Genomic DNA, 18,741 nt, shown 5'->3' on the forward strand with positions numbered 1-18,741 from the left:
CAGCCCGCCCGCCAGGAGGAAGCGCATCCCCGCCATCCGGAACGGCGGAAAACCCGTCAGCGCGAACCGCATCGCCAGGTAGGTCGACCCCCAGATGACGTAGAGCGCGAAGAGGCTGAACAGCAGGCGGCCCCGGTGGGGTGCGGGCTCGGAGAGGTCGGGGGTCGCGGTCGCGGTCGTCACGGCGGCGGCCTTGTAACCCCCGCCTCCCTCGCGTGCGATGTGCGCTTTGCCGTACCCGCCACCCGGGCCGGCGGACCAGCGCCCCGCCTGCCTGCCCTCCGGAGGGCCCCTCCCAATTGAATGCCCCGGGCGTCCCTTTTAGAATTCTACAGGAGGCATGGAGGCCCGGAGGTCGGGCCGACGGACTTCCGGAGCGTGAGCGGGAATGCCCGACGAGTTGGGTGAGCGCGAGAAGGAAGTCCTCCGGGCCGTGGTGCAGGAGTACATCACCACGGGCGGCCCGGTCGGCAGTCAGCAACTGACGCGCCGCGGAGAGTTCGAAGTGTCCTCCGCGACCATGCGCAACGTGCTCGCCGACCTGGAGGCCCTGGGCTTCCTGGAGAAGCCCCACACGTCCGCCGGCCGCGTGCCCACCGACCGGGGCTACCGCTTCTACGTGGACACCCTGGTGAAGCTGCGCGACCCCGCGCCTCGCGACCGCGAGCTCATCCACGCGGGCCTCGTCCACGAGTCCAGCCTGGACGACATCCTGTCGGAGGCCAGCCGCGTGCTGCACTCGCTCACGCGCCACGCGGGCGTCGTCCTCACGCCCCGCCCCGACGCCGCCGTGTTCCAGCGCATCGAGTTCCTGCGCCTGCGCGAGAACCGCGTGCTCGCCATCCTGGTGGGCCAGAACGGCCAGGTGCACAACAAGGCCCTCACCGTGGACTTCCCGGTGACGTCCGACGAGCTGATGAAGGCCAGCAACTACCTCTCCGAGCTGCTGCACCAGGTGCCCCTGGAGGAGGCGCGCGAGCGCATCCGCGCGGAGATGGACCAGGAGCAGGCCCTCTACAACGCGCTCACCGCCAAGGCCCTCAAGCTGGGCGCCGCCGCCACCGACCTGCAGACGCCGGAGCGCGTGCTCATCGAAGGCACCGGCTCCTTCCTGGAGCAGCCGGAGTTCGCGGACGTGGAGCGCATCCGCGCGCTGTTCCGCGCCCTGGATGAGAAGCACAAGCTGTTGCACCTCCTGGACCGCGTGCAGCGCACGAAGGAGATGCACGTCTTCATCGGCGCGGAGAGCGAGTTCTCCGCCGCCGGAGACGTCACCGTCATCGCCAGCCCCTACGGCACGGCGGAGGCGGTGCTGGGCACGGTGGGCGTCATCGGGCCCACGCGCATGGACTACCGGCGCGTGATTCCCCTGGTGAACTTCACCGCCCAGGTGCTCTCCAGCGTGCTGGAGAAGGTGTAGCGAGCGGAGCCCTACTGCGGCGCGGGCGCGTAGACGCGCAGCGCCGCGGGGGCCACCTCGAAGCGCATGGGCGTCATGCCCACGTTCTCCCCGTCCGCGTTCACCTCCATGGGCGGGTCCGTCTCCACGACGAGCCGGGAGGCGTGCAGGTGCACGACGGACTCGTGCTCCAGGTGCCCGCCGCTCCGCATGCCCAGCGCCACGCGCGCCAGCGTGGCCACGTCCTGCAGGTGGCCCAGCCCCGTGCGCTCCCCGCCGTCCGCCGCGGAGGGCGCGGTGATGGCGTAGACGTGGAAGCGGCGGTCGTCCAGCGTCGCGTCCGGCGCCACCATGTTGCCCGCGCCGTGGTAGCGGCCGTTGCCCACCACCAGCTGGAGCGCGTCCACCTCCAGGGTCTGGCCTTCCGCCTGGAGCCGGACGTGGAAGGGCTGCAGCGTGCGCATCTCCGCGGCGGCGGCCATGGGGTAGGCCAGCTTGCCGGCGCGCTGCTTCAATTCCTGCGTGAGCCGCTTCGCGATGGCGGTGGTGAGCCCCAGGCTGGCGGCGTTGAGGAAGGGCCGCCCGTTGACGAGCCCCACGTCCACGCGCGCCGTGTAGCCGCCCGCGATGACGTCACACGCGGCCTCCAGCGTGTCCGGGATGCCCAGCGAGCGGGCGAAGTCGTTGCCGGTGCCCAGCGGCACCACGCCCAGCGTCACGTCGCGCCCCATCAGGGCCTGCGCCGCGCAGCTGATGGTGCCGTCGCCTCCTCCCACGAGGACGCGGCGGGCCCCCTGGGCGATGGCCTCCTCCACCACCTTGCGCAGGCGCTTGGGCCGCGTCAGCGCGTGCGCGGCCATGAGCGGGATGCCGTGGGCGGCCAGCAGCTCACGGGCGTGTTCGAAGGCGTCGCGCCCCGAGCGCGAGCGCGTATTCACCACCAGGACCGCGGGCCCTTCGTCCAGGTGACGAAGGCGCGGAGGCGCGTTGAGTGCGGGTTCCAGAGGAAGCCTCGGCTTTGAGTGCAGCGCCTCCAAGCTGCGCACGACCGCCTCAAGGCACCAGCGGGACCCACGCGGAAAGGGCAGGCGCACTGTCCATTCCCCACCTCCCGCGCGCGGAGAGGTTCCACGGGTGGACAGGGGTAGGGGGCCCGCGGGTTCCCTCCCTGGCCAGGCGTGTTCACCTTCCAGGCGACGCGGACTCCGTGCCTCGGACCCGCGCCGGGACGTTCTCCAGGAGGGGATTGAATGGCACGAGGAAGCAAGAGCAAGTACTCAGCGAAACAGAAGCGCATGGCCGAGCACATCGAGAAGGGCTACGAGGACCAGGGCACCAGCGAGAAGACCGCGGAGGCCCGCGCGTGGGCCACCGTGAACAAGCTCACCGGTGGTGGCGTGAAGGGCGGCTCCGGCAGCAAGGCGAAGGCGGCCCGCCGGCGCCCCGCGGCCCGCAAGAACGCGCGCAAGGCAGGACGCGTGGGTGGCAAGCGCCGCGCCGCCACCGCGAAGAAGAGCACCCCCTCCAGCCGCAAGAAGGCCGCGCCCACCCGGGCCCGGCGCACCACCACCGGCCGCAAGGCCACCTCGCGCACCGGCACCGCCGGCAAGCGCTCCACGGCCCGCAAGAGCACCGCGCGCCGGGGGACGGCTCGCAAGAGCGCGGCGTCCCGTTCACGCGCGAAGCGGGGCGGTTCGCGCAAATAGCTCCCAACGGGCTCCGCCGGTGGCCACGCTTCTTCCGTGGCCGCCGGGGACGCCTTCACCCCGTCACGGGCTTCAGCGCGACTCCTCGTCCTTGGAGGTGTCTCGTGAGGCCTCGTCCCAGGGCCAGATTTCGGGCTCCGCTTCCAGGCGGCGCAGCAGCTCCGCGGGGTCCTTCACCAGCGTGCGGCAGCCGGCCGTGCGCAGGTCCTCCGCGCGGAAGCCGCCGCACAGCACGCCCACGGACGCCAGGTGCAGCTTGCCCGCGGCCAGCGCGTCGTAGGGCGTGTCACCCACCACCACCACCGTGGCGGGGTCCGGCTTGCCCAGCTTCGCGAGCGCCGCCTCGAAGATGTCCGGGTGCGGCTTGCTCTTGTCGACCTCGTCCTTGGCCGTCTTCGCCTCGAACAGGCCGTCGATGCCGCACAGCTCCACGTAGCGCTTGAGCTCGTCGTCCTTGGCGCTGGAGGCCAGGGCAATCTTGCGGCCGCGCTTGCGCAAGAGCTGGAACAGCTCCTTCACGCGCGGGAAGGCGCGCACCTTGGGCAGGAACTCGCGCTTGAAGCGCGCGGAGCGGTCCTCCTCCAGGTCCTTGCCGAAGCGCTCCAGCTCCTCGTCGTTGAAGAAGACGGGCAATAGCTGGTCCGCGCCCTTGCCAATCTGGCTGCGCACGTGGGCAAACGGGATGTCCCGCCCGAACTCGATGAACGACCGGCGCCAGGCCTCGGCGTGCTCGTCCACGGAATCCACCAGCGTCCCATCCACGTCGAAGATGACGTTCTCGACCATGCGCGGCAAACCTCCGCAGCCAAGGTGGCGATGGGCGACGTGCCGGTCAACCGCCGGTGGGTGACTTCGGTCCACTCTCCTGCGCTTCACTGTCCACGAGTGTCCGGGTCTGCACGCTGTATCCCTCCGGAGCGGCGGGGGTGAAGGCGTCGTTGGGCAGCGGCGTCTTCAGGTCCACCTTCGACAGCACCGTCTCCCCCTGCTTCGCGTCCCCCAGCCAGCGCGTGAGCTTCCGGGGCACGCACAGCCCCAGGGCCGTGTCGCAGTGCTCCTCCTCCATCCGCACCTCCGCCCGGGTGCCGTCCGGCGCGCGCGTCTTCTTGGCCAGGAAGTCCAGCGAGGGCCAGCGCAGCACGTACGTCACCTCCACGCCGCCGCCCGCCTCGCCCTCCAGCGCCATGGTCAGCTCCACGGCCTCCTTCGCCTGGGGAAGGCCGGTGACGCGCTTCGCCTTCGTGCTGCGCAGGAGCAGCGGCGCGCGGAAGCCGTCCGGCACGAAGGGGGTGAAGATTTCGGTGAGGAACGCGGACAGCTTCTCCGCGGAGACCTGGGACGTGAAGGTGGTGAACTGCTTCGTCGCCTCCACCTGCTCGTACAGGTGCTTGCCGTCCCACCACACCTGCCGGGCCTGGGGCGCGGACACGGTGCCGCGCATCTTCTGCGGCGCGCGGTACGCGAAGGTGAAGCCCGCGGAGGCGGTGTCCCCTTCCGTCTGGGTGCCCTCCAACTGGTAGGCCCCAAGCTTCGCGTCGCGCGCGGCCAGCTTCTCCCGCACCTGGGCCATCAGCTCCGCGTCGTTCGCGCCTCCGGACGAAGACGAACGGCACGCGAGGACGCCCACGAGGGGCACGAGGAGGAGGGCGCGCATGGGGGACTTTCGGGAGCTGGAAATGGAAAAGGCCCCGCTGTTCCCAGGGGGCCTTCGGACTGCCTCGGTGAGGAGGCAGCTTCGGACTACTTCACCGCCACGCCGGTCGCGGAGGAGCTGGTGATGCCGATGATGGTGCCGAACAGGGCGAAGATGCCGTGACGGGGCGTGGTGCTCGCCGACTTCAGGTCCACCTTGGAGGCGCCCATGGCCTTCGCCTCGGTGATGAGGAGGCGGTTGACCACCGTGTCCAGGTCGCTCTGGACGATGTCGATGATGTGGAAGATGGCGGTCAGGCCCAGCGAGCTGCCCTGGATGACGGCCACGGCCTCACCGTTGGCGGCGATCTCGGAGCCGGAGACGATGGCGGACTCGACGCTGGTGCAGCCCACGAGGGAGGCGGCGGCAACGGCGGACAGGATGAACTTCTTCATGGTTATCTCCCCAACTGACGGTGGCTTGGATGGTGACGGAGCGGCCCGAACGGGCACTCCGCCGGTCGGTAAAGCCTCAAGCGGCGCGGTTCGTAGCAGAAGGCTTTTTCAAGTCAAGGACCCGGGGCGGGTTATTCCGAGTTCTGTTGGACACTTCATCCACCGGGAGGCGCGGAACCGGTCGCCCCTCTCGCGGACGTGAGGCATCTTCGCGCATGCACCCGGCTTCCGTTCCACGTCCCGCCCCGGCCCGCGTCTGGCTGCACCTGCTGCTCTTCGCGGTGACGCTGGGGACGACGTTCCTTGCGTACCTGCTGCTCTTTGGCCGCTCGTTCCCGTTCAGCGGGGCCGGGCTGCTCGAGGAGGACCGGACCCAGGCGCTGTTCTTCAGCGGGTCGCTGCTGGCCATCCTGGGCTCGCATGAGATGGGGCACTACGTGCTCGCGCGGTGGCACCGGGTGGACACGTCGCTGCCGTACTTCATCCCGCTGCCGGTGCCGGGGAGCCTGGGCACGCTGGGCGCGGTCATCCGGCTGCGCGGGCGCATCCCCACGCGCAACGCGCTGGTGGACATTGGCGCCGCGGGGCCGCTGGCGGGCCTGGTGGTGGCGCTGCCGCTGCTCTACTGGGGGCTGCTGCACTCCACGGTGGTGGACTCGCCGCCGGTGCCGTCCGCGTTCCCCGGCGAGTCGTCGCTGTGGGTGCTGGGGCAGGAGCTGCTGCGCTGGGTGATGGAGAAGCTGACGCAGGCGCCGCCCGCCATGGAGCCCGTCTACACGAGCCACCAGACGCTCTTTGGCGACAACCTCGTCATGAAGGCGCTGACGTGGCTGGCGCTGGGCCCCCTGCCGGAGGGCAAGGACGTGGTGGTGCACCCGGTGGTGATGGCGGCGTGGTTCGGCCTGCTGGTGACGCTGCTCAACCTGCTGCCGGTGGGGCAGCTGGACGGCGGGCACCTGACGTTCGCGGTGCTGGGGCCCCGGGCCCGCCAGGTGGGCCAGGGCGTGGCGGCGGTGCTGCTCTTCCTCACCGTGTTCGTCACCGCGTCGTGGGGCCTGTGGCTGGTGGTGGCGAGCAAGGTCGTGGGCTTCGGCCACCCGGAGGTGCTGCGGCCGGAGGAGCCCCTGAGCACCTCGCGCAAGGTCATCTGCGCGCTGTGCCTGTTGGCGCTGGTAGGGTGCGCGATGCCCGTCCCCCTGCGAGAGGTGTGGTCATGAAGTACCAGTGCGAAGGCTGCGATCGGCTGGTCAAGGTGGAGACCTACGTCCTGGAGGACCACGCGCTGGCCGTGGCGTGCCCGGCGTGCGGCGCGTGGACGCGGGCGGCGCCTTCCCTCTCCAAGCCGGCCTCCCCGAAGCCGGTGCCCGGGCGCACGGAGGAGCCGGGCGCGCGTGGAGGCGACACCGCCGCGGTGGCGGCGCCCACGCCGGAGCCCGTCCTGGCGCCCGTCGTGGAGCCCGTTCTGGCGCCCGCCTTGGAGCTCCCCGTGGTCCCCCAGCGGCCCAGCGTCACCGCGCTGCGGGTGGTGCGTCCGGATGCGCCCGCCGAGGCCCCGCTCGCGCTGGACGCAGACCTCTTCCAGGCGCCGCCGGGCCACTGCCCCAAGTGCGTGGCGCCCATTCGCGACGACGCCGGGTCCTGCTCCGCGTGCGGACTGGTCTACGCCAACTTCATCCCGGACGAGCACCAGCCCTCCGAAGCCATGGCCCGGGAGTGGCGCGGGCTGCTGGAGACCTGGCACGACTGGGACGCGCACGACCGCCTGCTGTCCCAGGGGATGATGCGGGGCGAGATGGCCATGGTGGGCCGGCTGTACCGCATGCGGCTCGCCCGGGCGCCGAACGACGCCCAGGCGCTGCGCGGGCGGGATGAGGTGGTGCGCCGGGTGACGATGGCGACGACGCTCGCCTCCGACGGACCGTCACCGGCGCTGGGGCGCAAGGTGAAGACCGCGGTGATGGGCGTCGTGCTGGTGGTGTCCCTGGTCATGCTGCTGGTGCTCGTCCAGATGATGCGCGGGTCCTTCTAGGCGGCAGGCCAGGCCGGAGCGCTGGCCGGCCCGCTTCCCGGGCGGGCGGGGGACGGGGTTTCAGGAGTGCGTCAGGGAACGCGCGGGGGGCGCCGGGCGCTGTTATCCTGCGGGGCCGCCTTTTCAGTCCTCCTGCCCCCGAACCGCCGCATGTCCGCGCCCGCGCCCCGTCCTCTCTCTGTCGACAGCCTGCTGGGGCCTGGTGGCGCGCTGGAAGAGGCGTTGCCCGCGTACGAGCACCGCCCGGAGCAGCTCCAGATGGCGCGCGCCGTGGAGCGGGCCTTCTCCGAAGGCAGCTACCTGCTGGCGGAGGCCGGCACCGGCACGGGCAAGACGCTGGCGTACCTGGTGCCCGCGCTCCTGTCGGGGCGCAAGGTGGTGGTGTCCACGGCCACGAAGACGCTGCAGGACCAGGTGTTCTTCAAGGACCTGCCGCTGCTCAGCGAGAAGCTGGGGCTGCGCTTCGAGGCGGCGTACCTCAAGGGGCGCGGCAACTACCTGTGCCTGCACCGCTACGAGTCCTTCGAGAAGGACCCGCAGTTCGTCTCGCGCGAAGAGGCGAAGCAGTGGCCGCTGCTCAAGAAGTGGGTGACGCAGACGGAGACGGGGGACCGGGCGGAGCTGGACCTGCCGGAGTCCTTCGCCGCGTGGTCGCGGCTGTCCACCACGTCGGAGACGTGCCTGGGCTCGCGCTGCTCGATGTACGAGACGTGCTTCGTCACGCGGATGCGCAAGCGCGCGGAGGCCGCGGACCTGCTGGTGGTGAACCACCACCTGTTCTTCGCGGACCTGGCGCTGCGCAGCTCCGGCAAGCGCACGGAAGGGGTGCTGCCCTTCTACGACGCGGTCGTCTTCGACGAGGCGCACGCGCTGGAGGACGCGGCCAGCGGCCACTTCGGGTGCAGCGTGTCCAACTACCGGTTGGAGGAGCTGTCGCGCGACGCGGTGGCGGCCCTGCAGGCGAAGGATGAGCGGCACGCGACGCTCTCCGCGCTGGCCCAGCGGGTGCGCTCGCACGCGGACGCGCTGTTCCTCCAGGCGCCGCGCGCGCTGGGGATGTCCAGCCAGGAGTCCACCGTGGCCCTGCGCCCGGAGACGATGGGCAAGCTGTCCGGCGCGCTGGAGCAGGTGCGCGAAGGCCTGGCCGCGCTGGCGTCCTTCGCGGGCAGCGAGCGCGAGCCGGAGCTGGCCGCCATCCACCGCCGCGCGGAGGAGATGGCGGAGCAGCTCAGCTTCCTGGAGAAGTCCGAGTCCGCGGACCACGTGTACTGGGCGGAGGCGCGCGGCAAGGGGCTGTTCCTGCGCGCGAGCCCCATAGACGTGGCGAAGGAGCTGCGCGACCGGCTCTACGGCGCGCTGGACACGGTGGTGTTCACCTCCGCGACGCTCGCGGCGGACAGCCGCTTCGACTTCTTCGCGAAGCGCATGGGCATGTACGACGACGAGGGCCAGCCCGTGACGCGCGTGCGCACGCTGGCGGTGCCCAGCCCGTTCGACTTCCCCCGCCAGTCCGCGCTGTACCTGCCCACGCACCTGCCGGACCCCAGCGCCCCGGGCTTCATCGAGGCGGCGGCGGAGGAGATCATCCAGCTGTGTGAAGTGACGGGCGGGCGCGCGTTCGTGCTCTTCACGTCGCTGCGCAACATGGTGCGCGCGTACGAGCTGACGGCGACGCGGCTGCCCTATCAAGCATTGCTCCAGGGAGAGCGGCCCAAGCAGCAGCTGCTGGATGCCTTCCGCCAGACGCCCAGCGTGCTCTTCGCGGCGCACAGCTTCTGGGAGGGCGTGGACGTGCCCGGGGACGCGCTGAGCCTGGTCATCATCGACCGGCTCCCGTTCGCGTCGCCCGGCGACCCGCTGGTGGCCGCGCGCATCCGTCAGATTCAAGCGCGCGGCGAGGAGCCGTTCGACCAGTACCAGCTGCCGCAGGCGGCGCTGGCGCTGCGCCAGGGCTTCGGGCGGCTCATCCGCACGCAGGCGGACCGGGGCATCGTGGCGATGCTGGACCGCCGCATCGTGACCAAGGGCTACGGCCGCGTGTTCCTCTCCAGCTTGCCGCCCGCGAAGCGGATGGAGGACACGACGGAGCTGAGCCGCTGGTTCAACGGCCCGGTGCGCCCGGTGCCGCCCGTGCGCTCGATTCGCTGAGCACGTCGCGCAGGCGCAGGCCCACGCGTGCCTGGAAGGGCGGGGCCAGGGTGTCCACGCCCGCGCGGCCCGCGAGGTACTGGCGGTCGAAGAGGTTCTCCACCGCGCCGAAGGCGTCCACCTTCCAGAAGAGGTGGCGGCTCACGAACAGGTCCACCACCGCCGCGCCGCCCATGCCGCGCGTGTTGAGGTCGTCCTCGTACTGCGGGCCGAACACGCGCAGCTGCGCGGTGACGGAGACGATGGACGGGTCGTCGAAGGTCACCGCGAGCGAGCCGCGATGCCTGGGGTCCTGCGGGAGCTGGCGACCCACGAGGTCTGGCTGCCCGGGAGCGCGCGTGACGACGGGGTCCACGAAGGTGTAGGCGGCGAGCGCGGTCCACTGCCGCGACACGCGCCAGTCCGCGCCCAGCTCCACGCCGCGCACGCGGGCCCGGCCCAGGTTCTGGCGCTGGCGGGTGGCACCGTCCGGCAGGGGCGTGGCGAGGGTGACGTTGGTGACGGGCGCGTCCAGCACGTTCCAGAAGCCGGTGACGCGGCCGGTGAGCCCGCGAGGGCCGGTGGCCTCCACGCCCGCCTCGGTGCCCCAGAGGCGCTCGGCGCCCAGGTCCGGGTTCGCGGCGGTGAGGACGGTGCCCACCTGGAAGGGGCGGTAGAGCTCGTTGAGGGTGGGGGCGCGGAAGGCGCGGTACGCGGAGGCGCGCAGGGTGAGCCACTCCAGCGGGCGCACGCGCGCGGCCAGGCGCGGGCTGAGCTGGCTCGCGGTGCGGGGCTCGAACTCGGTGAAGGTGGCGGTGCCGTTCGCGAAGCTCTCCAGCTGGCTGCCGTCGAGGTTGCGCCACGTGTCCCAGCGCAGCGTGCCGGCGAACTCCAGCGCGGGGGACACGGTGTAGAGGTCCTGCACGAAGACGCCGCCGGACCGCTGCGTGCCCTGCGTGTTGCGCGCGTAGAGCGTCCTGGCGGTGTACGTGGCGGGGAAGAGCAGCTCGTCGGCCCTGCCGTGGGCGCGGCGCACGTCCACGCCCGCGGCGAGCACGTGGGTTCCTCCCAGCGTCAGCTCCGGACCGGTCCAGACGAGCGAGCCGCCCTGGTCGTTCGCGGGCACGTCCTGGAGGGCGGAGCGGGCCTCGAAGTTCCGGTCCGGGGTGACGCGGGCGCGGTCCTGGGCGAAGTGCTGGGTGCGGCCGAAGAGGCCCAGCTCGAAGGTGCCGGCGGCGTCCGTGCGGAGGCGGGCGTTCGCGGCGAACCACGCCAGGTCCACGCTGGCCACGGTGTACCGGGTGCCGCCGTTCTGCGTCTCGCGGAACACGCCCGCGCGAGCGGAGAGGGAGAGGTGGTCGGTGGCCGCCGCTTCGACGCGCGCCTGCGCGCTGACGTGGTTGGACGGGGTGTCGCCGTCGATGCGGCCGCGCTGGCTCTCGGGGACGATGCGGTAGCCGTCGCTGGTGAGGCCCTCGACCTCCAGTGAGGCGCCCACGCGGCCCCAGCGGTCCGCGACGCGCGCGGCGGCGAAGCCGGTGCCCAGGTTGCCCACGGACACATCCGCGTCGAGCACCGGGCCGGTGATGGGCCGGGAGAACAGCTGCACCACGCCGCCCAGCGCGGCGCTGCCATAGAGCGCGGAGCCGCCAGTGGGGACGACCTCGATGCGGTCCAGGCCCAGGCGGGGCAGGGCGCGCCAGAAGACCCAGCCGCCGTAGGGGTCGTTGAAGGGAAGCCCGTCCAGCAGCACGAGCCCACGCGCCACGCCGGAGGGCGCGAGCCCGCGCAGGTTGAGCCCCTGCGCGGTGGGGTCCGCGACCAGCGATGGCGTGCGGCGGAACGTGGCCGCGGACGGCAGCGTGCGGATGAGCGCGTCCTGCGTGAGCGTGGGGCTGCGCTCCATCTCCGCGCGGGGAATCACCACCGTGGTGGCGGGCACGTCGCGCAAGGGACGCGGCAGGCGCGTGGCGGTGACGACGGTGCTCGTGCCCGGAGAAGGATCCACACCGTCGGACGCTGACGCTGTCATAGCGGGCGAGAGAGCGGATTCCGGCGTGGCGGCACTGAAGAGCGCAGCTCCGGCTTGGTCCGCAGCACCCTCGATATCAGGGGCGACAAGTATCCCATTGCTTCCGCTATGTGCTGTAGCCACAACTGGCGATAAAATCAATATCCCGAGACTTGCCAAAAAGCCTCGGGATGGAGGACTCCGGTTTGATCGCGACGGACGAAAAGACGCATTCAGGTTGAGCATCACACCTTGCTCTACTGGATGTCAGACTTCGGTGCGAGTTGTGTTTGACTTGGTATCCCCAGGCTGGAGGCGCAAGGCGCGTCTTGAGGAACCCGTGCGCCTATCCCTTCGGGTCAGATTTAATACGAAATATAAAAACAAGTCTGATTGCATAGGGAGTTCATGGATTGGGTGAAGAAGTAGCCCCCAGGCTGATGGCTGGAAGCAAAGCCCGAAGAGGCGATCGTCCCTCCCAGCGAGTTTGGCGTTCACCAATTACCTCCCATTGCCTTGTCTTGATAGATTTGTCGTGGCCGTTGTCGACAAACTCAATGACTCGCATCCGTCGACCGGCCGGGGGACGAAGCAAAGGCACAATTCTGTTTGTTAGATGGTCGTTGTGGTTGGTGAGAATCAATTGTCGGCGGCCATGACTGCTCGAATCGGTTGCCCCATAAGCAAGGAGCCGCAGCATGGCGGCGTCTGCGGCTAGATTGTCGAGGTCAAATGCATCTGAGACGTCGTCTAGGCATAGAAATTCGGTAGGAAGCTTGGGTTGTCCAAGGTTTGCTGTTATTGCAAGACCAAATGCTAGTGATGTTAGTTGCGATCTTGAGAGACTTGAGATGCCGGTTGAAATGCCATCTTTTGGTCCGATTCGAACCTGAAGAGGTCCATGTCGCTGAAACTCAATTCGTGCGTGCTCAACAACGTCGTGGCGATGGGCGTACCATCTTAAAATTTGTCTCATCGACTTGTTGAGGTCTCGCTCGTAACGTTGTTCGATGATGTTGGTCCTGAATACATCTTTGAAGCATCCGCGCTTGTTGCTGGCAATGTGGTCGATGATGTCTTGAGCTTTCTCGACTTCCTTGCGTGCGCTGTCTAGGTGCTGCTGCTCTAATGTCTGTGCCGTGGCTCGATTTACGTCCGCGCGAACGGTTGCCCAGGTGGAGAATGCACGCGCTACGGATGCCCAGTCTTCCTTCGGACTATGCGCTGGCGGGACTTCGCTCACAATTGACGGGGCCGTACTTGAAGTGAGTCTTGTGCGAACTGCATCAAGATCAACAATGCCCTCTGGAGTATGGGGCAGTTGAGTCGATATCTCATTCTCAGTCCAGAGTTGCCCAAGGTGAGAAAACAGTGAGTTAATTTTGTCCAGGGCGTTGAGATCGGAGAGCTTCTTGTTGAGTTCGCTCAGCTCAATGCTGACTGTTGTGTGCCTTGATCTAAGTTCCTCTAGACGCTTTGACTCGGCGATTAAGTGTGGGTGAAAGAGATCGTGATTTGGCATGGGGAGGCCAATATCCGACCAAAACGATGGAAGTGTGGCTGCGTTGTCTTCGTTGGAAAGTGTTGCGAGGACAGCCAGCGTTCCTAAGCCCATATGGGCTGAGCTGCTATGCAGTCGCACCTCCTGGCCTGGCTGCCATATGGTGGCGATGCTGCGCGCCAAACTTGATTGCTCTGACTCCTTGGCTGCCCGAATGTGCTGTAGTTCGACGATATCCCCAAGGAGTCTATCTCTTGGTTCGGATTGTTTGAGCAACAGAGCGCGGCGGTCAGCGTGCTCTTTGGGAAGATTTGTTTCTAGGTCGCGGAAAGCTGCTTGAAGTTTGAGCCAACGGGGTGTTGGCGAGTCGTGTACCTCAGTCTCTGATGAATCTAGGTGGGATGCTTCAGATGCACGTGTCTCAGCGGCCTTGTAAATCCTTTCCAGAGTGTCTTGGTAATCACCGTCTTGCGAGGCCTCAAGTCCAAGGTGAGTGCAGATTTTTTTTAGCGCGCTTTTTAGCGGCGCTTGGTCCACTAGAGTGCGGTTCACTTTGACGAACTTTGCGGATACGGCTGTGCCTAGAGCCTGCCAAGACTGCTGGGCAAGCAGTGCTCGCTGTGCTTCAAGGTTCGTGATCTTTTCGACATCGGGAAGTTCTGCCTTGATTTCGTTTAGTCGTCTTGTGATTTCAAGAGAGAACCTTTGAGCCTCTATTTCCGCAAGGGAGTCCAGTTCGGGAAAACTTGGAACGAAGAAGTCGATTACCTTTCGGCGGGAATCGAGGTCGAGCCCTGCAAGGCTGCCAAGTGAGTCTGAGTAGAGAAAGGTGCAGGCGCGAACAAGGTCGTGCTCCGACTGAGTTTCAAGCTCATTGGCTCGAAGGGCGGCCCAAGGTCCGATTGATGAGATAGGACTTTGGGATGATTTGTGAATGGTAGTTTCGTCTGTTCCACTTCCGTCTGACCAGGTCGCGCGAATCCGCGCCTCCCCTGTGCTCGTGCCGGACTTCCGATTGCAATGAATGAAGTCGCGAAGCTCGAACTCCTCCTTTCCTCCGATGCGCCTCCCGATTTTCCCAGTGACGGCAAGCTCCAGTGCTTCAATTGTACTGGTTTTGCCTCTGCCGTTGGGACCTACAAGTAGAACGATCTCCGCATCGAAGTTCAGATCTATTGTGTCGCTGAAGCCCTTGAAGTTCTCGATCTCAAGTCTTGATATACGGCGACCGGTCATGGCGCTTTACCTGTGGGCAGGAGGATAGAGTCGAGTGCCCTTGTTGTCTCTGGCCATGACGTGGCGTTTGGCCAGTCGCCATGTTTCAGAAAAAGTTGAATGTCAGATTCGACCGGGGTTCGGAATGGGTTGTTTTGGTGGGCACCTGAAGCAAGTACCCCGATTGCATACGTCGGCAGATCTGAACTCTCTATTTTGTGCAGAAAAGCTTTTTCAGGGAACGGGGAGAATAGTTCAAACTTCTCCTTTAGTGCTAGTTCGAATGATGCGAATTCTTGATTTAGATGGGGTAGTGTTATGACTCGAAATTGACCGAGTTTGAAGCGTGCATCGGCAAGTTGCGATGCGAGGGTCTCTCCAGATTCCAGGGTGTCAGGAAGCGCAAGTATCAACAGGAGTCGATGCATCCCATAGTCGGACGCGGCACGCTGGAGAAGGTTTCCCAGTAGTCGGATGTCCCGAACAATGGGACTGGGGGTGTCTGTCTTTTGTGGATGTTCAATGGACGGCGCGTAGACGACGGCGAACAAAAGGTTCCCATCATCTCCCATGAGGCGGGGTGGACAGCGAATGGTTCGCCCAGAGGGCTCCAGGAATCCTCCGGAACTTTCTATATTGGGCTGCCAAATGTCGACATGGGGTATTTTCTCGGCAGCAATCGTGAACACCGACCTGATGGCCAGTTCTAGTGGTATGTTCATCGGTTCTATGGGGCAGGGTGGCAGTACTTTCGCCATCCTTCGTCTGAATCCAGGAACGATTCGGGCGTTCTTGATAGGGTTTGGATGTTTGCCTGCGCTTGTGAAAGATCTACAGATGTCCCTCCGCCCCCGCGAATTGCCGCAAGATCACCGACAATATATATTTCTCGAACAACTCGCATTTCTCGATGCTCTTGTCCTGGCTTGATGTGCGCTGCGGTATCTTCTTCAGTGGGGGCAGGCGGCTGTTCCGTAGCTTGAGACTGCTGGGATGGGCGCACCTTTACCCAAAGTTGTTGCCGAAAAGCTCCTGTGAGATTGCCTCGTCCCAATCCTATGATGATAGAGTGATCGGGAATGGCGTTGAGGTTGTCTGCTGTCTCCTCGTCGTGTTCTAGTCGGCTAATGAGCCTGTCTATGTCCGATGTTACGAGAACGCGGCGAACGCCTTGGGCGGGCTCTTCAGTGATTAGTCGATAGCTAGATGGTGATTTCGAGGCGGCACTGCTGCCGGTATCCGTTCCCATCGCGCTATTGAGCGCTAGAGCCGTGGCCGAAGGCAGTTGCAGTACTCCATTTGGGTCGCGCTTCGCTGCGAGTGCAAGGAGTACAACGAACATTGGCTGCTTGATGGGTGAATCTAGGAACGGTCGGTATCCTGCCCGCCCCGGGTTCGAGGAGCGCAGAGCAAAGCAGGCCAACGCCCAGGGGCTTGACTCTTGTTCTGTTCGCGTGGGTAAGCGAAGCCTAAGCCAGCTTGAAAACAAAGGAGGATTGCTGATTGAGCCTGAAAATAGCGTGTTGCATATTTCTGCGAGAATTGTGCGAGGATTGCCCAAGGCACCTTGCAGATACGAATGCAGCGGACTTTCGCGGTTAAACCAACGCTCCGTTGCTAGACGGCAGATGCATCTTGTCGCAAGTGTCTCCAAAAAGAGATCGGCGGCTAGTCCTTCGGGAGGAGGTGTGCTTCCTAGATGTAGGTGCTGGCTGTCATCCCCGAGAAAGGTGTTTTCGTATATGCTAGCAATGTGATCCAGCCTTGCTTGGTGGCTGTCGGTGGCTGGCGAGGCATGGGCGTCGCGGAACGCTCTTAGGAGTTGGTATTGGTAGAACGAAAGGTCGCGCTCGTATGCCGCAATAAACGGCGCGTTGTTATGGTCGTTCCACTGGCGCTCGTTATGTGTGGATTGTGCGTCTCGGTTTAGCCTTGAAGTGGCCTGCTCTTGGAACTCGCGAATCACTTGTACGGAGTGGTGTCGCACTATTGGGTCTGCATTTCCAAAGCCAATGAAGAGTAGAGTCTGTGATCTTACTCTGTCATTGAGAAGTTCTCTGGCCCAATGCTTGTCTCCCCAGCCTTGGAGTTGTTCTTCGGTTAGTACAATCTTGCGTGCGGCCTCTTGTCGTTTCTCATGGGAGGCGTTGGGATTGGCCGAGACACGACGATAGGCGGTGGCGCATCCGTTTAGTTTGACAACCTTTACGAGGGATTGATGAGTTCCATCTTTTCTTGGTGTGGCAATGTGGGTTCTGTAGCTTTCTAGATCGCTGATGACTGGTGCTGGATCTGAAGGAGGCTTGTCATTACCAAAGCTCTCGCGGATGGATGCCTCAACGAACTCGTCGTAATTTGTTCCGAGGACCTCCGTGATGAGGCCCTCTCTTACGAGCGTCGCGAGATAATGATGTGCAGCCGTTGGTAGTCGCTGGCTCCAGTCTTCAAGGCGAAGGACTTCGCAGGTGCCTACTGGTGTCAAGATAGACCAGCAAAGCTCTGCGACTTCGCCAAGAGATGGAGTCTTGGGATTTGTTTTCCCGTTCTTGTCTGGATTGTTGTCTATTATTCCTTGGCCGTTGTCGTCCAGTTTGGCACAGTCAAGACCTAGTCTTCGGAGGTTCTGTTGCCAAGTTGAGACTGGGCTTGATCCTGTGGGGAGGTGCTTGAATAACGCTTGTGCGAGGTTGGCTGCGATTTCAGTTGCCTTGATCGTTGGCGCACTGGCTTGGTGTTCTGGCCTGGGAGGCGCATAGAGGCTAATTCCAGCGCCAAGGAACGGAACGCATAGGCCATCCATGATTCGCCGACACAGTCTGTCGAGTCTGCTTTCGAGACTGTCGCTATTGGAAATGGCTGAGGTCTGAGGTCTTTGGGGCCCTACACCCTCAATATCAACTGAAAGTGCACTTGCTTCGGACATGACTGTGGAGAGTACTCAGCCAGTCGGGCTGGCGCTAGCGACAGGTACCTTTCGAAGTAGTCCCTTGTGGGCAGTGCAAGCCAACCATGTGGGTGGGTCGTGACAGCCCCCGGGTGGGTTTAAGTCATAAGGGTCAGAGTCGCATTGGGGCCTCTAAATGTGACCTGCCGCGTAGTGGGATGCGCGATCGACAAGCACTAGTTCCTATTGGGCTTGATTGCGCGAGCCTGTGACATTGGCGCGCTCGTAGTGCGCGTTGGCTGGAAAGGCTTCATCGCAGCGTGTCCAGATCCGCCGCGATGTCGCGCGCGTGTCCCCGTCCTTGACGCCCAGGGCGATGTTGTCGTCGCGAGGGTTCAGCTCACCGGAGACGATGACGCCCGCCCAGCCGACCACGCCGGAGAGCACGGACACGTACTGCTTGCCGTCCGGACCTCGGAAGGTGATGGGCTGGCCGATGATTCCGCTGCCCACCTTGAACTCCTACAGCTCCTGGCCCGTGCGTGCGTGCACCGCGTTGAGTCAGCCGTCCGTTGAGTCAGCCGTCCATCGTTCCGTAGAAGGCCACGTGGTCGGCCGTCACCACGACGCCGCTCCACACCGGGAACTTCTCCGGGATGCCGAAGACCTTCTTGCCGGCGGCCACGTCCCAGCCTATGAACTCGCCCCGGTTTCCTCCCGGCCCCGCGTACATCTTCACGTTCATTCCGACATACGGCGTGCCCGCGATGTAGTTGGCCTCATAGCCCTGCGCGTCATGGCACAGGTTGTTGCTGGGGATGTAGCGCATCCCCGTCTCCGGGTTGAAGGCGGAGGGCGACCAGTCCTTGGACCCCGGCGACGCGGGGCAGATGGCCGCGCACCGTCTTGTCGAAGCCCGTCTCCATGCCCTTTACCGGCTGCAGGCGGCCCATCTTCAGGTCCACGCCGGTGTTGGTAGTGATGTGGCCGAGGGGCGTGGCGGACAACACCTGCCCCGTCGTGCGGTCCATCACGTAGACGTAGCCAGTGCGCCCGGGATGGATGAGCACCTGGCGCGGCTTCCCGTTCACGGTGAGGACCGCGACGATGGACTCGTTGATGCCGTCGTGGTCGTACAGGTCGTGAGGGCTCCACTGGTAGAATCAGACGGTCTCTCCCACGGAAGGGACGGGGAGCGGAGGCCATGCTCCGGCTCTACCCGAGCCGTCGTACCCATGAAACACGAACGGCGGTGAAGCGACCGGAGGGCCACTCCACCGCCGCCGTTCACGGCCAGGAGGCCGTGGGGGGAACTACGCCGCGGCCATGCCACCGCCGGAGGCGGCCGGGCCCTGGTACTGCGCGTCGCCGAAGCCGAGGATGGCGTAGAAGACCGGGCCGAGCAGCGCCAGTCCGATGCCGAAGCCCACGCCCTTCCCGAACGACTTCGCCATGTCGATGCTGATGATGAACAGCGCGATGAAGTTCACGCACGGCAGGAGCGCCAGCACCACCCACCACGCCGGACGGCCGACGATCTTGGTCAGCACGTAGATGTTGTAGAAGGGCACGATGGCCGCCCAACCCGGCTCGCCCGCCTTGGCGAACGTCTTCCACATGCCGGCGATGATGAAGCCGATGAACGCCAGGTAGAAGAGCCAGAACACCAGCCCCGGGCCCTCCGCCTGCTGGCTCTGCATCTGCTGCATCATCTCAATCTGCTGCTCATCCATGACTTCCCCCTCGGAAGTGTGGGCCCGGCCCGGTGGGCGGGTCCCAGT

General features: G+C 65.6%; 17 protein-coding genes and 1 pseudogene. 5 read left to right on the top strand and 13 right to left on the bottom strand.

Going from position 1 to position 18,741, the window contains the following annotated elements; all coding sequences use genetic code 11:
- Positions 1-183: pseudogene (locus D7W82_RS17475) on the bottom strand (drug/metabolite exporter YedA); the annotation flags it as partial.
- 205 nt (positions 184-388) lie between these two features.
- On the opposite strand from D7W82_RS17475, the gene hrcA reads away from it, so the two are divergent.
- On the top strand, positions 389-1,420 hold the full coding sequence (gene hrcA, locus D7W82_RS17480) for a heat-inducible transcriptional repressor HrcA (protein WP_120619443.1): 1,032 nt from the start codon (positions 389-391) through the stop codon (positions 1,418-1,420).
- A gap of 11 nt (positions 1,421-1,431) precedes the next feature.
- On the opposite strand, the gene D7W82_RS17485 is transcribed toward hrcA, so the two are convergent.
- Positions 1,432-2,340, bottom strand: coding sequence for a lipid kinase (locus D7W82_RS17485; protein ID WP_304988730.1), 909 nt, complete (start codon positions 2,338-2,340; stop codon positions 1,432-1,434).
- A gap of 309 nt (positions 2,341-2,649) precedes the next feature.
- On the opposite strand from D7W82_RS17485, the gene D7W82_RS17490 reads away from it, so the two are divergent.
- A complete protein-coding gene (locus D7W82_RS17490) occupies positions 2,650-3,105 on the top strand; it encodes a transcriptional regulator (protein WP_120619444.1) in 456 nt (151 codons plus the stop codon).
- Between the two features lie 72 nt (positions 3,106-3,177).
- Here D7W82_RS17490 and D7W82_RS17495 read toward each other — a convergent pair whose 3' ends face one another.
- The 3 genes from D7W82_RS17495 to D7W82_RS17505 form a co-directional block, all read right to left on the bottom strand.
- Positions 3,178-3,891, bottom strand: coding sequence for an HAD family hydrolase (locus tag D7W82_RS17495; RefSeq protein WP_120619445.1), 714 nt, complete (start codon positions 3,889-3,891; stop codon positions 3,178-3,180).
- A 46-nt stretch (positions 3,892-3,937) separates the two neighbouring features.
- A complete protein-coding gene (locus D7W82_RS17500) occupies positions 3,938-4,759 on the bottom strand; it encodes a hypothetical protein (protein WP_120619446.1) in 822 nt (273 codons plus the stop codon).
- Between the two features lie 86 nt (positions 4,760-4,845).
- Entirely contained in the window at positions 4,846-5,193 is a 348-nt protein-coding gene (locus tag D7W82_RS17505) for a hypothetical protein (protein ID WP_014400083.1), read from the bottom strand.
- 215 nt (positions 5,194-5,408) lie between these two features.
- On the opposite strand from D7W82_RS17505, the gene D7W82_RS17510 reads away from it, so the two are divergent.
- The 3 genes from D7W82_RS17510 to D7W82_RS17520 all read left to right on the top strand — a co-directional run bounded on the left by D7W82_RS17510 (position 5,409) and on the right by D7W82_RS17520 (position 9,370).
- A complete protein-coding gene (locus tag D7W82_RS17510; protein WP_120619447.1) occupies positions 5,409-6,410 on the top strand; it encodes a site-2 protease family protein in 1,002 nt (333 codons plus the stop codon).
- The gene (locus D7W82_RS17515) at positions 6,407-7,222 is read left to right on the top strand and encodes a hypothetical protein (RefSeq protein WP_120619448.1); all 816 of its coding nucleotides are present in this window, start codon (positions 6,407-6,409) and stop codon (positions 7,220-7,222) included. The genes D7W82_RS17510 and D7W82_RS17515 overlap by 4 nt, the downstream gene beginning before the upstream one ends.
- 150 nt (positions 7,223-7,372) lie before the next feature.
- A complete protein-coding gene (locus D7W82_RS17520; RefSeq protein ID WP_120619449.1) occupies positions 7,373-9,370 on the top strand; it encodes an ATP-dependent DNA helicase in 1,998 nt (665 codons plus the stop codon).
- Here the strand turns inward: D7W82_RS17520 and D7W82_RS17525 are convergent.
- The 8 genes from D7W82_RS17525 to D7W82_RS17555 all read right to left on the bottom strand — a co-directional run bounded on the left by D7W82_RS17525 (position 9,324) and on the right by D7W82_RS17555 (position 18,693).
- Positions 9,324-11,381, bottom strand: a complete 2,058-nt coding sequence (locus D7W82_RS17525; protein ID WP_370451021.1) for a TonB-dependent receptor — start codon at positions 11,379-11,381, stop codon at positions 9,324-9,326. The genes D7W82_RS17520 and D7W82_RS17525 overlap by 47 nt on opposite strands.
- A gap of 385 nt (positions 11,382-11,766) precedes the next feature.
- Positions 11,767-14,097: an ATP-binding protein gene (locus tag D7W82_RS17530; RefSeq protein ID WP_120619468.1), complete on the bottom strand. Its 2,331-nt coding sequence runs from the start codon at positions 14,095-14,097 to the stop codon at positions 11,767-11,769.
- Entirely contained in the window at positions 14,094-14,834 is a 741-nt protein-coding gene (locus D7W82_RS40090; protein WP_147439370.1) for a hypothetical protein, read from the bottom strand. The genes D7W82_RS17530 and D7W82_RS40090 overlap by 4 nt, the downstream gene beginning before the upstream one ends.
- Positions 14,804-16,876 carry an SIR2 family protein gene (locus D7W82_RS17535; protein ID WP_158617685.1) on the bottom strand — a complete coding sequence of 691 codons (2,073 nt, stop codon included), beginning with the start codon at positions 16,874-16,876 and terminating at the stop codon, positions 14,804-14,806. Before D7W82_RS17535 ends, D7W82_RS40090 begins: the two co-directional genes overlap by 31 nt.
- Before the next feature lie 327 nt (positions 16,877-17,203).
- A complete protein-coding gene (locus D7W82_RS17540) occupies positions 17,204-17,473 on the bottom strand; it encodes a hypothetical protein (protein ID WP_120619450.1) in 270 nt (89 codons plus the stop codon).
- Positions 17,474-17,537: 64 nt separating this feature from the next.
- Positions 17,538-17,789 (bottom strand): hypothetical protein, encoded by a 252-nt coding sequence (locus D7W82_RS17545; RefSeq protein WP_120619451.1) that lies wholly within the window; start codon positions 17,787-17,789, stop codon positions 17,538-17,540.
- Positions 17,755-18,051 (bottom strand): hypothetical protein, encoded by a 297-nt coding sequence (locus tag D7W82_RS17550; protein WP_147439371.1) that lies wholly within the window; start codon positions 18,049-18,051, stop codon positions 17,755-17,757. Before D7W82_RS17550 ends, D7W82_RS17545 begins: the two co-directional genes overlap by 35 nt.
- Positions 18,052-18,273: 222 nt before the next feature.
- The gene (locus D7W82_RS17555) at positions 18,274-18,693 is read right to left on the bottom strand and encodes a DUF5684 domain-containing protein (protein ID WP_120619453.1); all 420 of its coding nucleotides are present in this window, start codon (positions 18,691-18,693) and stop codon (positions 18,274-18,276) included.
- Positions 18,694-18,741 lie beyond the last annotated feature (48 nt).

The sequence above is a fragment of the Corallococcus sp. CA049B genome, from assembly GCF_003611685.1.
Classification (GTDB): Bacteria; Myxococcota; Myxococcia; order Myxococcales; family Myxococcaceae; genus Corallococcus; species Corallococcus coralloides.